This window comes from Paenibacillus sp. (assembly GCF_035645195.1).
In the GTDB taxonomy this organism is placed as follows: domain Bacteria; phylum Bacillota; class Bacilli; order Paenibacillales; family YIM-B00363; genus Paenibacillus_AE.
In genome coordinates, this window is the sequence record NZ_DASQNA010000025.1 from 44,997 (window position 1) to 60,784 (window position 15,788).

Below are 15,788 nucleotides of genomic sequence, written 5' to 3' on the forward strand. Positions count from 1 at the left end.
TGCATGTCAATATAGCTTTCACAATACTACAAAAAGTATCGCTAAAATTACAAAAAACCAGTGGTAAGTTTGTTTTTTATTCCAAAACGGCGTTCTCTATAGGTTTTGGTGTTATGTTTTATTACATATTAAAAATCGGGCAGGAGCCCGCCCGCCCCTGCCCGTTCCGATGCCGCATCGTTAATTATTGAAATTTACGTTCTGGAAATACGCCCTGCCTCCGCTGACGTGAACCCCGAAGTTTCCGCCCGCGAAACGGGAATCGTTCGTATCGATGACCGGCTGCGCGTCTTCGCCGAGGTACGCTTTGATGTTCGTGCCGCTGGCGACGACTTTGACGCGATACGTCGTTCCTTGCTGGAGCAACAGCGGCGCTTCGGCCAGCGCGGGGCCGGACATGAAGCTGCCGTCGACTTTCGCGAGCAGCCGCACTGCTCTTTGCCCAGGGGTTACGCTCAGATAATACCCGCTGGAGCCGTCGGGACTCGCCCGGAAGACGAGCGAACCGGAGCCTCCCGCTTCGTCGATCTTTAGGTCCGCTTCGAACGTGAAATCGGACGCTTGGGCCGAGGACATATACGCCGCATCCGCGTCGTGCATCGCCGAGATGCCGTCGGCCGCCGCGGCCCACCGCGCGGCGCTCGCCCCGGCGGTCCAACCCGCCGCGTTCGTATGGAATGCGCCGACGCGAACGACGGTCGTCCCGACGACGGCCCCTGCTGAGGTCGTCGCCGTGACGCGGGCTTCTCCCCGCTTCGCCGCCGTCACGAGCGCGCCGCCGTCGCCGCCGTCGGACACCGTCGCGATTTCAGGGTTGCTCGACTGCCAGACGACGCTCCGATCCGCGGCGGTTTCCGGCAGCACCCTCGCATACAGCCGCCGCGACTCTCCTTCCGCTAGCTCCAACAGCGCTTGATCCATGACGACTCGACGCGGAACGTCCCCGCTCGGCGGCGGCCCCGTCCAAATGTCGGACAGCGGATAGATGTCCAAAGCAACGACGTCGACCCGGCCTCCGATCGTATACAAGCTCAATCCGTCGCTAGCCGCATCGGGGAACATCATCGTGGAGAACGCGACCTCCCCGTCTTTGCCGAACGCTTCGACCGACGACTCGTCGACGAAGATGCTCATCCGAATCCGCCGTTCGTCCGGCAGCAACTCCGCTTCGCGCCGCGGCGTGAACTTCGCGGCGAAATCGTCGCGTCCCGCTTCCGACCGGTCGACGAACAGGCGAGAAGCCGCCGCGTCGTAGCCGACGACCGTACGCTGCTCTCCGCGCTCGCGAAGCCGGAAGCCGAATTCGGTAGCGGCGCCGGAAGACGGCAATTCGAATTCGGCGACGATCTCGTACGCCGTCCCCGAGACGTTCTCGAGCAGGTTCGCATCCTGCGGGTCGAGGGCGATATTGCGCCATGACTGCGGCGTCCCTCGCAGCGTCCGAAGCTCCGCGGCGGGCGTCTGCACAAGCCGGACGCCTTGGCCGGGGATCGTCCGCAGCGAGAGCTCGCGCGGAATGGACATTTGCCCCTTCCACGGCGCGGTCGGGAAGCTGAACGGGTAGTCCCAGTTCGCCATCCATCCCAACTGAATGCGGCGGCCGCCCGGCGCGTCCGCGAACGTCATCGCCGCGTACATGTCTTTGCCATGCTCGCCGCGCAGCACGGTACCGGCGGGATTGTCGCTGACGAACGTCGTCCCGTCGAACGACCCGACGAAATATTCCGACGACGAGCCGTCGTTCTGCGGAACCGCGCCGTTGCTGATGGCAAGCACCCACTTGGTGTGCAGCGGATCGCCGTCGACCGGCAGCGGGAAGAAGTCCGGACATTCCCATACGCCCCCGTGCAAATAGTTCCCGTACCCGAAGGAGCTCGCATACGTCCAATCCACCAAATTCGTAGAGGTGTAGAACCGGACGTGGTCGCCGCCGGAGACGACCATCACCCATCGGCCGCGCTCCTCGTCCCGGACGACCTTCGGATCGCGGAAATCCCAGCCGCCGTCCGGTCCGCCGGGGTTTTCGACGATCGGGTTCCCTTCGTAAAACTGCCACGTTCGGCCGCGGTCTTTGCTGTAGGCGATGCCGATTTTCTGATTGCCCCCCGGCTTGTCGGGGTGGAACATCGTGTAATATGCGATTAGGCCGGACCCGCCTTGGAACAATCCGGAGACGTCATGCTCGTCGGCGACCGCCGAACCGGTCCACGCATGCCCGGCTTCGTTCCACGGGAGCGCCGTCGGCAGTCTCCGCCAATGCACTAAATCGGTGCTGACCGCATGCGTCCAAGTCCCGCCGTCCTGCGCGAACAAGTGGTATTCGCCGTCGTAGTAGACGAGCCCGCACGGGTCGCTGATCCAGTTCAGCGCCATCGTGTAATGATACTGCGGCCGGTACGTTTCCCCGTAATACGTTTCCGCCGGAAACAGATGAACGTTCTGGAAATAGGCCGTCCCGTTGAACGCGCTCAAACCGACTCGGCCGGATACGTACCTCCCGTCCGTCGCCGCCAGCGCCGGCGCGGAACCGCCGTCCACGAACGCTTCGATCCGGCTTCCTTTCGCGTGAATTTCTAAGCGGTACCATCGGCCAGCTTCGACCTGCATCGCAGCGGAAGCGATGGTGGCGCCCCCGTTCAAATCGAACAGGCGAATACGATCCAGATTCGGATCGATGTTAATCGCGTAGCCCGACGCGCCGGCCTCGTCGACCCGAAAGACGAGAGCGGCCGTGCCGAACGGCGTCGAGGGGTCGACCCGCAGGTCGCCCTCGAGCACTACATCGCCGGCTTGGCCCGCGGCGAAGCGGAACGCGTCGCTCGCCCCCTCGCTCACGGCTTTCCTGCCGTGCAGATGCGGCGTCCACGTGCCGCCGAAGCTTTGCCACCCGCCGAGATTGCTCCGCAAGTCGCTAACGACAACGTTGTCGAACCGCACGGTGCCGTTATACGCGTTCAGTCCCGCGAAGCCCCCCGCATAGGACGAATCGGAGACGCTGATCGCGGGATCGTACCCGTCGGCGCGACGAAAATCGGTCTGCACGTACGCTTTGATGGAGGGTCCTTCGGCTTTGATGCGGACCCGGTACACCTTCCCGGCGTCGAGCGCCATCGATTTGACGCCGAGCGTCACGTCGTCCGCCGTCCTGTACAGACGCAGCCGATCCATATTCGGGTCGACCTGCAGCGCGTAGCCGTGCGTGCCGGCGGCGTCGGACCGGAACAACAGCGTCCCGACGGCGTAGGCGTCCTCGATCAACAAATCCGCCTCGTACGTGAAATCGTCGGCCCACACGCCGGACATCGCCTTCCCGTTTTGCCCGCTCGCGGCGGTCGCTTTCCAGCCGAGCGACGTCTGCTCCCAGTCGCCGCCGAGCTCGCTCCACCCGGCAAGGTTCGTCCTCGTTTCGTAAGCGTATACATTTTGAAAATGAGCGGTACCGTTGTATACGTGAAAGCCCAGATGCCCGTACCCGTAGGCCGTGTCTTGCGCCGAGAAGACCGGCGCGCCGTCGACGGCGACGCGAAGATTTGCGCCGTCCGCGTCGATGCGCACGCGATACCACGTTCCCGGTTCCAGCGGCATCGGCTGCGGCGGGGCGACGTCCGCTCCGGTGTCGTAGTCGAACAGCCGAACCCGGTCCAAATTCGGATCGACGCTGACGACATACCCATTCGCCCCGTCGGAAGTCGACCGGAACACGAGCGAACCGACGCCGTAGGGCGTCCCCGCGTCCACCCTAACGTCGGCTTCGAACGTAAACTTCGAGCCGACCCGGACGGTCGATATCGCGAAAACATTGGCGTCCGCCGGACCGGTTCCGCTCAGCCCGAGGCCGGGCTGCGTCGTCCACTGCCCGGAAACCGGCAAATAACCCGGGAGATTCGTAAGCCAATCGTGACCGGGCGACGCGGACGCGCCGAACGGCGTCAAGCCGGCGCTAACTGTCGCGAGCGCGAGCCAAACGCGCAGAAGCGCAGCGATCCACCGTTTGCCCCACCGTACCTTCCCCTTGTTTACCACGAAAACCACCCCTCTGTAAGCGCTTTATATTTTCTGCGAAAAGAAAAGCACTTGCGTGCTTTCCGTTCCCGGTTACCAGATCGACTTCAAACTCCAAGCTTCGAACGTCCGAAGCCGCGCGGAACCGCCTTCGGCAAACCACGCGGCGCCCAAGCTGCTCGGATCCGGATACATCCGATTCGTCATCGTGACCGCGCCGTCGCCGGCGAACACCTCTACCGAGGACCGGTCCAAGAAGACGTGCAGCCTCAGCCCTCCGTCTTCCGCCGGTTCGACGTACGCCTCGCTCCGTCCCCCGTCGCCTGCGCCCGATCGGTCGCGGTCGACGACGAGCCGGCGCTCGCGGACGTCGTACCGGATTTCCGTATACTCGCTCCCGTCCGGCGAACACCGGAGCCGCAGCCCGAAGGCGTCCGCGCTCCCCGCTTCCCATTCCGCGACGAGCTCCAGCGCGTCGCCGCGGAGCCCGGGGATCGCCGAGACGCCTTCTTCGACGGCGAGGGAAGACGCCGACGACGCTAGGGCGATTCGCAGCGCCCGCAGCTCCTCCGTCGGGCGCATACGCAGCTTCCCGTCGCGGCCGAGCGTCAGTTCGCGGGGAAGCGTCATCGCGCCCATCCAGCCGTCGGCCTGCTCAGGCATCGCCGCGCCCCAGATGTTCATCCACGCGAGCAGCAGCCGCCGCCCGCGGCCGTCCCGGAACGTCTGCGGCGCGTAAAAATCGAAGCCGTAGTCGAGCCGCTCGGCGTACGCGCGCCGGAACGTCCCCGTCTCGTAATCGAACGTTCCGCTCATATACATCGTCTTCGTCGCGCCCATGTTCATCGGCGACACGATCAGGACGTGCTCGCCGCCGTCGCCGAGCGGGAACAAATCCGGACACTCCCACATGTTCCCCTCCGTCCCGTCGCTTTCCGCCGCCACACCGATATAGCGCCATTCCCGCAAATTCCGGGAGTCGTACAACAGCGCCCGGCCTTTGCCGTTCAAGCCGCTGCCGACGACCGCGTACCACGTATCGCCCCGCTTCCACACCTTCGGGTCGCGGAAGCCGAAGACGCCCGTCTCCGGCGGAGCGGGGATGACCGGGTTCGCCGCATCCTTCGCGAAGCGGACGCCGTCCTCGCTGACCGCAAGGCACTGCGCCTCCGGCGGCGTTCCGCCGTCGACGTGGCCGGTATACATCAAGACGAGCTTCCCGTCGTCTTCGACCGCGCTGCCCGACCAGCAGCCGCCCGCGCTGCCGCTCTCGTCGAGGTCGTACGGCTCCGACGGCGCGAGCGCGACCGGGAGATGCTCCCAATGCACCAGGTCGGCGCTTTTCGCGTGGCCCCAATGCATCGGCCCCTGCGTCGGGCGGTACGGGTCGTGCTGGTAAAACGCATGATACTCGCCCCTGAAATAAACCAAGCCGTTCGGATCGTTCATCCAGCCGCCCTTCGGCATGAGATGGTAATGCAGCCGGTACCTGCGGTCGGTCACCCGAGACTCGCTTGCCTCGAGCGCTTCGCAGGCCCGGCGAATGCCCGCCTCGTGCGCTGCGTTCGAACCCTCCCTCATGAAATCCCTCCTAATCGTCGTCGTGCCAAACGGAACGCAGCCGGTACAACCTCAAATATTCCACGACCGCGGTCCCTCCCTTCGCGTACAGCTCCACGCCGTCGCTGTCCGGCGAAGGGTAGATGAGCGCGGTGAACGTCTGCAGCCCGTCGTCCGCGAACGCCTCGACGCTGGAGGCATCCACGTACCCCCGCAGCGTCAGGCGGCGCGACGAACGGATGCGCGGCGCGAACATTCGCCTTGCGAAGTTCGCCGGCTGCCCGTTCCTTCCCTCGACGCCGGTGAAGCCGGAGCGCGAGCGGTCCAAGAACCACTCTCGCCTCGCGGCGTCGTACCCGATGACCGTCTCCTCCGCGCCGGATACGCACAGGCGGATGCCGACCTCCTCGGCGTCGCCGCAGTCGATCGCGAGCTCGAACTCGAAGGAGGTTCCCCGGAACCCGACGGCGACCGTTCGATCGCAAACCGGCAGCGCTTCCGCCTCGAACGCCTCCGTCCGCAGCCGTTTCAGCTCGTCGACCGGACGCTGAATAAGATGAAGCGCCTCCGCTTCCTTCGCGAGCGAGAGCGATCTGGGCACCGACAGCGCCCCCCGCCAAGGCTCGGTCGGAGCCGAGAAAGGGTACCGCCAATTCGACATCCACCCTGTCCAAATGCGCCGGCCGTCGATCGCCGGGACGTCCGAGTACGACACCGCCGCGTAGAAATCCTGACCGTAATCCGTCCACCGCGTCTCGTTCGCGGGGAGCTCGCCGACGAACCGAAACCCGTCGAACGAACCGATAAAATATTGCGCGGTCGAGCCTCCCGTTTCTTCGTTGTCCCCGATACTGACGTGCAGCACCCACTTGACGGCCCCTTCGCCGCCCTCGACGGCCAGCGGGAACAGGTCGGGACATTCCCACACCGCCGCGCGCGACCCGCAGCCTTCCCCGAATTCGCTCGCGTACGTCCAGCGAATCAGGTCGGGCGAACGGTAAAACCGGACGACCCGGTCCGCGGAGACGACCATCACCCAAGCGGCGGACGATTCGTGCCAAAACACTTTCGGGTCGCGGAAATCTTTCAGGCCGGGGTTCGGCAGGACCGGATTGCCCGCATATTTCGTCCACGTGCGCCCGCGGTCGCGGCTGTAGGCGATCCCTTGCGACTGCAGGCCTTGGTCGTACAAGGTGAAAATCGCGACGAGGCCGCTCTCGCCCCCGAACAACCCGCTCGTGTCGCGCCAATCGACGACGGCGCTGCCGGACCAAACGTCGCCCAGCTCGTCGCCGACGAGCGCGAGCGGCCGATGCTCCCAATGGAGCAGGTCGCGGCTGATCGCGTGGCCCCATCGGCCGGTAAATTGATAAAACTGGTGATATTCTCCGTCGAAATACACCATGCCGTTCGGGTCGCTTAACGCGCCCGACGGAGGCGTCAAATGAAATTGCGGACGGTATCGCTCGCGGTAAAGCGTCTCTTTCTGCATGCCGCGCTCCTCCTTCGGGATCGGGCAAAGCCCTTGCGGCGCAAGGGCCTCCCGTTCCGTCGATTACTGCTCCAGCGTAATCTTAATGCCTTCTTCCAGCAGGTTTTTGGCGTTCGCCGCGAACGTGCCGACCGGCGAGCCGTCTTTGATCCCCGTCACGACGGCGCCGTTCGCGTCCCAATACTTCTCGACCCCAATCGGCGCGAACAAGATGTGATCGGCCAGCTTGTTCATCAAGTCGACTTTGTCTTGGCCGAACTTTTGCGCGTTCGTTTCGGCGTTCATCTTCGCTTCGTTCTCCGACATCATCCGGATGAACGCGGCCGCGCCTTCCGGGTTTTTCGAAGCGGCCGGAATCGACCAGCCGGACAACCCGCCGGGCCCCGCGTCCGGTGCGCCTCTCGGACCGGTCGGCACCGGCACGAAGTCGATTTCGTAGTCGCTCTTCAGCACGTTGAAGCCCGCGAAGCCGTACTCCGCCGTCATGGCGAGCTTACCGTTTTTGAATTCGGCGAAGAAATAATCGCCTTCTTTTTCGCTGTCGATATATTTGTCGTTCAAGAGCGCGTCCTGCGCGAACTGCATCGCTTCCTTCACGTTCTCGGAGTCGTAATTCGTCGTAATCGTGCCGTCGGCGTTGTAGGACAAAATCGTTTTGCCGTTGGAGCCGACGAACAGCGGATACCCGTGATCCCACCAGCCGAAGCCGAACTGATCGTTTTTCCCGTCGCCGTCCGTGTCCATCGTCAATTCCTTCGCGACCTCCCGGAACGTCTCCCACGTCCAATCGCCTTCGGCATAGTATTCGGAAGGCGTTTTCACCCCGTTGTTCTCGAAAAGCGTCTTATTGTAATACAGGACGATCGGCGCCGCGGACGCCCCGACCGCGTACGGCTTGCCGCCGAACGTGAACGTGTTCGTCACCGCGCCGTTCCAGAGCGGATCGGAAATGTCGATGTACTGATCGATCGGCTGCACGATGTTTTTCAGCGGATACACCGGGAAATTCTGGTCGTTGGCCTGCGCCACGTCGACTTGGTCGCCGGCGTTGACCATGGAGATGAGCGTCGGCTTCTGGTCGCCCCACGGGACGGCGATGACCGTCACTTTGCCGCCCGTCGCCTCCTCGAACTGCGGGATCGTCTCGTACACGACGTCGTACGCGTCCGGGTTGGCCGCCTTGTTCTGCTCGTACTGCTCTTTGGACGTGTGGTACAAAATCGTAATATTGCCGTCGACCTTCGGCGCATCCGCTTCCGGCTCCGCCGCCGGAGCCGAGCCGCCGGTCGTCTCGTTCGAAGCCTGCGGTTCGGACGCCGAAGGCGCATCGGCGCCGGCGCCGCCGCCGGAACAGCCCGCGGCGAGGACCAGCAGCACCGCTGCGATCAAAGCGAGCGATAAGGACATGCGATTGCGTTTGCTTTTCATTTGATTCATGGACGAATCCTCCCCGAGAATAAGTTGACTCCCTTTTCAACCAACGTAAAACCCGCGACGAATCGTGGCTCCGCCCGGTCGAGCCGGTCCTGCCGGCCGCGGCGGCGGATGGCGGCCTCGCCCCCTTTCCGCGGATGCCCGCGTCATTTGATGCCGACGTTCTCGACGCTGTCCGTGAAGTACCGCTGCGTGGCCAAATACAAAATCAAGAGCGGCAAAATCGCGAGCAGCGAACCGGCTTGGATGCGGGTGACGACCGCGAGCGGGTCGCTGATCGTCTGCACATTGACGACGGATTCCAAATCGACCCGCAGCGAAGAAAGGGCGATCGCGAAGTTTTTCTTCAAATTGCCGAGGAACAAATTCGATAAATAGTACTCGTTCCAGTGCCAAACGAACGAGAACAGAAACACGGTAATGACGGCGTTCTTCGCGTTCGGCAGCATGATGCGGAAAAACGTGCGGAACGGTCCGTATCCGTCGACGTAGGCGGCGTCCTCCAGCTCCTTCGGCATGCCTTTGAAAAACTGGCGAAAGATGAAAATGTACAGCCCGGACCGCAGGCCCATCGCGAACAGCGACGGCAAATAAAAGGAAGCGTAACTGCCTACCAGGCTGACCGAATCGGGCCCGCCGAACAGCGCCGCAGTCAATGGCAGCACGCCGAACGCGTCGAAATATTTCATGTCCGCGTACAGCGGCAGCAAAATCGTCTGCGTCGGCACGACGAGCGTGAAGACGACCAGCGCGAACAGCGCGTTGGACAGCGGGAAGCGGAAGCGCGCGAACCCGTAGGCGACGAATGCGCAGGAGAACACGTCCAGCAACCCGCAGCCGACGCCGATGTACAGACTGTTCGCGAACGCGTCCCAAAAATCCATCACCCGCAGCGTATCCGCGAAATTTTGCAGCGTGAGGCTCTTCGGAATCCAGACGACGCTCGGATCCATCGCTTCCTCGGGCCGCCGCAGCGCCATGCTCAGCATATAAAGCAGCGGATACAGCAATTGATAAGCGAGGACGGCGAGCACCGCCGTCCGGAGCGCGGCCGCGGCGTTCGCGCGCAGCCGTTTGCTCCATTTCAAAGCGTACACATTCCTCAACTCGGTTCACCGCTTTCGCTTCGTTAATCCTGCGCGTACACGATTCTTCGTTTCAGGAACAGGTAAGCGATCCCTAAGAACGCCCCGATTCCCGCGCAGTACAGCCATGCCAGCGCGCTGCTGTAGCCGAAGCGCACCTGCGCGAAGGCCGTGTTGTAAATCATTAAAATGACCCCGTTCCCGTAATCCGTGAACGTATCGATGATCGTGTAGACGACGTTGAGCAGCAGGATCGGCGTCAACATCGGCAGCGTAATTTTCCAAAATTGCTCCCACGGACGCGCCCCTTCGACGGACGACGCCTCATACAAGTCCGCGGAAATCGAATGAAGCCCGGCCAAAAACAGCAGCACCTGCACGCCGGAGCGCCACGTCAAATCGAAGATGCGGGCGATGACTTGGTTGAACGCTTCGATCAGCCTCGGCCCGAGCCCGAGCTCGATCAGCACCCCGTTCAACCCCGACCCGCCGAACAAATAGACGGTCTCGACCCCGCCCCGCATGCCGGAGGCGAACACGTCCTCCTTCATGATCTGCATCAGCACGCCGGAGGCGATAATGACGGGCAGGAACGCGACGGCGCGCATAAAGCCCCGCCCGCGGAAGTTGTTCTTCAGCAGCACGGCGACGAACAAGCTGTAGATCAAGATCAGCGGGACGCCGTACATGATGTTCACGAAGGAATTCGCCGCTTCGCGAACGAACTGCGGGTCTCTGAAGAGCGCGTACTCGAAATTGTCCCACCCGACGAACGTCCCCTTCAGCCCTTCCGGCGTCATCTCCATGTTGTGGAAAGCGTAGAGCAGCGAGGTAACGAAAGGGCGCGCGAAAAACAGCAGAAACCCGACGATCCACGGCAAGACGAAGAGGAAGCCGTACAGCTGCTTTTTCTTCGGGTAAGGCATCGATTTCAGTCTATGAATCATGGCACAAGCCCCCTATTGAAGTCGGTAGCCGCCCGGTTCGATGCGGTCCCGACCTACGGTCACCGTCTCCTCCGAATAATTGACGACGACCGTTTTTCCGTTCGCGAACGTCGTCCGATACGCGCCTTCCGCCACTTTCTCGTGGTCGACGATCGGCTGCCCCATAACGCTCTTCAAGCTATCGTTCAGCTCCTCGTACTGCGCGGCGGCCGTATCGAGCCAATCGTCGAACCCGCCTCCGTACAGGCCGTCGAATTCGGTGCCGACAAGGCGGCTCGCGTCCCCGGCGATAAACCGGTACGACGGGTACGTCCCCGTCTCCAGCAGCTTCAGCATGTACCTGCGGGCGTCGCCCTTCAAGTTGATCGGCTCGCCGAAGGCCGGCCGAAGCCCGCTGATCGCGATGCTGTAGAACGGCACCGATTCGTCCGCGACGTCGAACCCGCTCGACGCGAGCGGCACATCGGCGACATGTTCCGCCGCGCCTAAAGCATACGCGTTCGCGGCGTCTAACGAGAGGCCTTGTACGCGGCCCGAGATCGAACGCAAGCTGTCCTCCCAGATGCGGCCGGTCTCGTTCTTCGCGAGCGTCTCCCGGCGGAAGTCGGAGTACACGATCGAACCGATCTGTTCGAGCGCCAGCCGCGTCAGCCCTTTGGCCTGCGCGGCAGCGCCGATCCGCTCGACGGCTTCCCGCACCGATTCCGGCTTCAGCAAATACCACGGCGCAGCGTCCCGGTCGCGTGTTCCGTTGCTGACCAAGTAGCGGTATTTGAGCGCGGGGGCGCGGCTGATGCTTCGGACGGCGTCGAAAAATTTGTGGAACCCGCTGCCGTTCCGATACAAGCCGACGGGGTCGACGACGGGGTAGAACGCCACGCCGCGCGCCTCCAAATCCCGGAGCAGCTCGCGAAACCCGCGCTCTCCTCCGAGCTTCCGCTCCGCTTTCAGCGACGCCGGCACCCGATCCTTCATGCCGCCGGCCGTCCACCCTTCATAACGGATCGATAAATTACGAATTCCGCGCTCCTGGAGCCGGCTCGCGATCGAGGCGACATCGTCGTAGTCGGTCAACGCTTCGACCGTCCGGTACGGGATGCCGAGGAACGTCTCCCGCTTCTTCACGCCGCCGAGCAGCTCGATCAGCAGCGGAATCTGCTCTCCGCCGGCGGGAGCCGCCGGCTTCACGCCCTGCTCCTCGGCGAGGTATTCGCGGTACCTCTCCGCCATGCCCGCGTAATCGGCTTTCTCCCCGGAGAGGAAAAAATACCGAACCTCGAACGAAGCGGCGCCGGCGCTCGACGCGGACGCGCGGACGACCGATTTCTCGCTCGGGCTTCCTTCCATCACCTTGTTCGTCTCGAACTCCGTCATCGCGAGGTAGCTCCATACCGCGTTGTATTGATTGTTTTTGCGGCTGACCTCCCCGGCGACGCCGGCCTGGTACGCGCCCTCGCGGATGACGGCGAGCGCCGCCGCGCCGTTGCGTTTGATGCCGAACACCGGGAGCCGGATTTTCTCGGCGAGCCTGGTTTGCCCTGGCGAAGCGATCGCTTCGTCGCCCCCGTACACCCGCTCGTTATAGCTGCGGTACATGTTTTTCCCGTTGTTGAAGCGGATGAGCGCGCCGCTGCCGTCGGGCACGAACAAATATCCGTCGTCGCGTATGCTGCCGGCCCCGAAGAGCGGCAGCAGCCCGATGGTGACGATCCCATATTCGCCGGTTTGTTCGACCCGGTCCGCGGCGATGGCCGCAGAGAACGCATCGTCCGTCAGCCGGTACGTCACCGGAATCGTAAATCCCGCCTTCGGAAAGCGGAATTCGACCTCGACGCCGCCTTCCACCCGTTTCCAGGCGAACGCGTTCTCCCGGATGCTTCCGGTATAGTTGTTTAACTGGAACGGTTTGTTTTGCGCATCCGCGTACTCGACGAGCAGCTGCGCGTGCAAATCTTGCTTTTTCATGCCTTTGGCGATGTCGTCCGTCTCCCGGTCCTCCGGGTTGCTGCGCCAGACGGCGCCGGAAGCCGCGTCCGTCACCGCCACCTCCGCCGTCGCCGGGTTGAAATCGAGCGCCAGCGCGCCGTTCTCGGCGACGCGGACGAACCCGTTCGCGGCGGCGGCTCCGCGGGCGGTGTCCGCCGGAGCGCCGGCGGCGCACATCCCCGCGATCATCGCCGCGGCGAGGGCGAGCGATACCCGCTTTTTCCAAAACTGCAATTGCAGCAAGCTTTGTCCCTCCTTTCCCAAGTCCGGATGCTACATTCGGAACAGCAGCTCGTTGTAAATCGTGTATACGAAGAGCCAAGCCTGTTGAAATAAGGTGTAAAACAGAACGAACAAAAATACGATGATGCCCATAGCCGCGACCGTCAGCGCCAACGACTGCACCGTCCGCGCGAAGCCGTAATCGTGTACGATCTGCATGCCGATCAGCAGGAGCGCGCCGCTCCACAGCGTGCCGACCGTCGTCATATAATGGAGAAATACGCCCTCCTCCCGCAAAAACACGTTGCTCAGCGCCGTCGCAAGCAGGAGGGACGCGACATACGGCACCAGCGCATAAGCGCTGACGATCGCGATTTGCGCCGCCTTCCCTTCGCCGTCGAGCCAGGTGGCGACTGCCCAATTGCCGACCACCCAGAGACCGAACAGCAGCGCCGTTTTCGCCCCGATCAGCCATACGTTCAAATCGTCGGGATCGTTCATGTTGAAGGCGTACCCCGTGTTCTGCCGCTCCATCATCGCCGCCGCGAACCACGCCGCGACGATGACGACGGCTTGCATGGGCGAGCCTTTGCCTTCGTCTTTGATCGCGCCGAAGCTCTCGAACGGATGAAATACGATTTTAACGAGATTCATCATAGCGCTCGTTCCCCCTTGGCCCCCGCTTCAGCCCGCGGGCCGGCCTGCGCGCCGGCCCGCGCGGCGAGGGCGGCGCGAAGCGCGCGAATCGCTTTGTAGGCGTAACGGCCGGCGATCGCCGCGAGCAGCGCCGTCATCGCGATCGGCAAATTCGCCCGCACCGCGTCGATCCGAAGATACGCGAAGCTGTCCGAGTAGCCCGACCGGTCCGCCCCTAGCTTGTAGTAATGCATGGCGGCGCGGTAATCCCCCTGCTTCTCGAGCGCTTTGGCGATCCCGACGTACGCGATGCGATTATGGACGTTCCGGACGACGACGTCCCGCCACACGTCCGCGGCTTGTTCGTACAGCCCTTCGTTGTACAGCAGCGTAGCCTTGTAGACGAGCTCCCCGTACTCCGTCCGGCGGAACGCCGTGACGTTCCGTTTGCCCGCGTCCAAGACGACGATCGCATCGCCCCAATACGCGACGGCGGCGGGCTGCAGGAACGTCCCCTGCTGGTTGCCCAGCGCGCCGAAGACGGCGACCGGATTGCCTTCCTGGTCGTATTCGAACACCCGGCCGCGGGTGCGGTCGAGCCCGGCGATGAAGCCGTTCCGGTCGACGTCGAGATCGACGAACGACGTGTCCAGCGCGACCGCCCCGACGACCGGGACTTCCCGGTCGCCGAAATCGCCGCGGCCGTCGCGCCCTAGAAGTACGTTGTTGCCGAGCGGGTTCAATTTCTTAATTTCCTCGCGCGAGTTTTTCGTCACGACCGTCGTCGTGTAGACGAAACCGTCCCCTCCGATCGTCACGTTGGAATATTCGATCGGCAGCAGCTTCGCCATCCCTTCCCGCTGCTCTTTGGACAAGATGCGCTTCCAGAACGTCTCGACGAGGACGGCCGGCGTCACTTCCACCTTGTTGCTGCCGAAGTAGCCGAGGAACGCCCCGTCGCGGTCGAACTGCATCAAGCCGAAATATTGCCCTTCGGACAGCACGTAAATGCGCCCCGCTCGATCCGCGGTCACTTTCACCGGCTTGAACGCGAAATCGTCCGGGATAAGCGCGTGCCTCGGCTTCTCGATGACGAGTTCGACCTCCCCCCGAGGGCCGACGCGCAGGACGCGCCCGTTGCCGCGGTCGGCTACATACATCGCGCCGTCCGGCCGGACGAAGACGCCGGCAGGCTCCTTCAGCGCCGTTTCGCTGCCCTTGAGCCGGAACGACTCGATCGCCTCGACCGCTTGGAACCGTTCGTCGACCTTCACGATGCGGTCGTTGCCGGTGTCGGCGATATACAAAAACCCGTCTTCGGCCGCGAATAAGTCCTGCGGTTCGTCGAAGTGCCCGACGCCCGCGTCCGCTCCGGTATACGCAGCCGCCGGTACGTAGCTGGTCGGCGCCGCCTTCGATTTCCCCCATTCGTCGTACACGTAAGCTTGGTAAGGCGCCTCGGCCCGCGCCGCCGGCAGGCAGAACAGCAAGGACGGAAGGAGCGCGGCGGCGGCGAGCAAACAACATTTCATTTTCATGACCTCTGCCTCTCCCTCACTTGATTCCGGCGAACGTCATCGTCTCGACGACTTTGCGCTGGAGCAGCACGAAGACGACGATCGGCGGAAGCATCAGAATGACCGACGCCGCGGCTCCGGCGCCCATGCGGGCGATCGGGTCGCCCGCGACGATTTGCTCCAGCGCCATGCGGAACACCTTCAGCGACTCGCTGTACACCAGCTCCTTCGGCGAATAATTCCACAGGTTGATGAACTGGAAAATGACGACCGTCATGATCGCCGGCTTCGTATTCGGCCAGACGATGCGGAAGAACGTCGCGAATTCGTTCGCCCCGTCGATCCGCGCCGCTTCCAAAATCGCGTCGGGCAGCTGCTCGATGAACTGCTTCATAAGAAACAGCCCGAGCGAAGCGCCGATCCAAGGCAGAATCAGCGCGGCGTACGTGTTGACCAGCTTCAGCTCCGACATCAGAATGAATTGCGGCACGAACGTCACCTGCGGCACGAACATGAGCGCCATGACGATGACGGAGAAGATCGCGTTCCGACCGGGGAACCGGTGCTTCGCCAGCGGATATGCGGCCATCGCGGCGAACGCGACGTGGAGAACGGTGCCGACGACCGCCACCAATGTCGTATTGAACAAATAGCGGAACAGGGGCACCCACATATTGGTGGCGAGTTGAAACAAATCCCCGTAATTCGCGAGCGTCGGCCGCGCGACGGAGAACCGAGGCGGAAACTGCATCAGCTCGTCGATCGGCTTGAAGGACGTAATGACGGCGAACGCGAACGGCAGCGCCGAGAACAGTCCGAGCAGCGCGACGAAGCCGAAGACGAACGCGTTGCCGGCGAGCGAGCGCCGGGCCCGAATGCCGGCCTTGTTGCGAACGATGCGTATCAT

The 15,788-nt window shown here is 63.1% G+C and carries 10 protein-coding genes; all 10 read right to left on the reverse strand.

The genetic code is table 11. From position 1 onward, the window contains the following. Nucleotides 1-180 precede the first annotated feature (180 nt). The gene (locus VE009_RS12955; RefSeq protein WP_325008211.1) at nucleotides 181-4,023 is read right to left on the reverse strand and encodes a GH32 C-terminal domain-containing protein; all 3,843 of its coding nucleotides are present in this window, start codon (nucleotides 4,021-4,023) and stop codon (nucleotides 181-183) included. 72 nt (nucleotides 4,024-4,095) lie between these two features. Then, nucleotides 4,096-5,583 carry a glycoside hydrolase family 32 protein gene (locus tag VE009_RS12960; protein ID WP_325008213.1) on the reverse strand — a complete coding sequence of 496 codons (1,488 nt, stop codon included), beginning with the start codon at nucleotides 5,581-5,583 and terminating at the stop codon, nucleotides 4,096-4,098. A 10-nt stretch (nucleotides 5,584-5,593) separates the two neighbouring features. Then, complete coding sequence (locus VE009_RS12965) at nucleotides 5,594-7,054, reverse strand: glycoside hydrolase family 32 protein (RefSeq protein ID WP_325008215.1); 1,461 nt, start codon at nucleotides 7,052-7,054, stop codon at nucleotides 5,594-5,596. A 63-nt stretch (nucleotides 7,055-7,117) separates the two neighbouring features. Continuing rightward, a complete protein-coding gene (locus VE009_RS12970) occupies nucleotides 7,118-8,491 on the reverse strand; it encodes an ABC transporter substrate-binding protein (RefSeq protein WP_325008217.1) in 1,374 nt (457 codons plus the stop codon). A 143-nt stretch (nucleotides 8,492-8,634) separates the two neighbouring features. Continuing rightward, nucleotides 8,635-9,576, reverse strand: a complete 942-nt coding sequence (locus VE009_RS12975) for a carbohydrate ABC transporter permease (protein ID WP_325008219.1) — start codon at nucleotides 9,574-9,576, stop codon at nucleotides 8,635-8,637. A 41-nt stretch (nucleotides 9,577-9,617) separates the two neighbouring features. Then, a complete protein-coding gene (locus VE009_RS12980) occupies nucleotides 9,618-10,520 on the reverse strand; it encodes a sugar ABC transporter permease (RefSeq protein ID WP_325008221.1) in 903 nt (300 codons plus the stop codon). Nucleotides 10,521-10,532: 12 nt separating this feature from the next. Beyond that, a complete protein-coding gene (locus VE009_RS12985; protein ID WP_325008223.1) occupies nucleotides 10,533-12,749 on the reverse strand; it encodes a DUF5696 domain-containing protein in 2,217 nt (738 codons plus the stop codon). Nucleotides 12,750-12,779: 30 nt separating this feature from the next. Next, nucleotides 12,780-13,385 (reverse strand): Yip1 family protein, encoded by a 606-nt coding sequence (locus tag VE009_RS12990; protein ID WP_325008225.1) that lies wholly within the window; start codon nucleotides 13,383-13,385, stop codon nucleotides 12,780-12,782. Next, nucleotides 13,382-14,902, reverse strand: coding sequence for a hypothetical protein (locus VE009_RS12995; protein WP_325008227.1), 1,521 nt, complete (start codon nucleotides 14,900-14,902; stop codon nucleotides 13,382-13,384). Before VE009_RS12995 ends, VE009_RS12990 begins: the two co-directional genes overlap by 4 nt. Before the next feature lie 16 nt (nucleotides 14,903-14,918). Continuing rightward, nucleotides 14,919-15,788: a carbohydrate ABC transporter permease gene (locus VE009_RS13000; protein ID WP_325008229.1), complete on the reverse strand. Its 870-nt coding sequence runs from the start codon at nucleotides 15,786-15,788 to the stop codon at nucleotides 14,919-14,921.

Bases quoted from the DNA above. Each gene is read 5' to 3' on its own strand.
- VE009_RS12960 (WP_325008213.1), bottom strand. From the start codon at position 5,583: ATGAGGGAGGGTTCGAACGCAGCGCACGAGGCGGGCATTCGCCGGGCC.
- VE009_RS12965 (WP_325008215.1), bottom strand. From the start codon at position 7,054: ATGCAGAAAGAGACGCTTTACCGCGAGCGATACCGTCCGCAATTTCAT.
- VE009_RS12970 (WP_325008217.1), bottom strand. From the start codon at position 8,491: ATGAATCAAATGAAAAGCAAACGCAATCGCATGTCCTTATCGCTCGCT.
- VE009_RS12980 (WP_325008221.1), bottom strand. From the start codon at position 10,520: ATGATTCATAGACTGAAATCGATGCCTTACCCGAAGAAAAAGCAGCTG.
- VE009_RS12990 (WP_325008225.1), bottom strand. From the start codon at position 13,385: ATGATGAATCTCGTTAAAATCGTATTTCATCCGTTCGAGAGCTTCGGC.
- VE009_RS12995 (WP_325008227.1), bottom strand. From the start codon at position 14,902: ATGAAAATGAAATGTTGTTTGCTCGCCGCCGCCGCGCTCCTTCCGTCC.
- VE009_RS13000 (WP_325008229.1), bottom strand. From the start codon at position 15,788: ATGATACGCATCGTTCGCAACAAGGCCGGCATTCGGGCCCGGCGCTCG.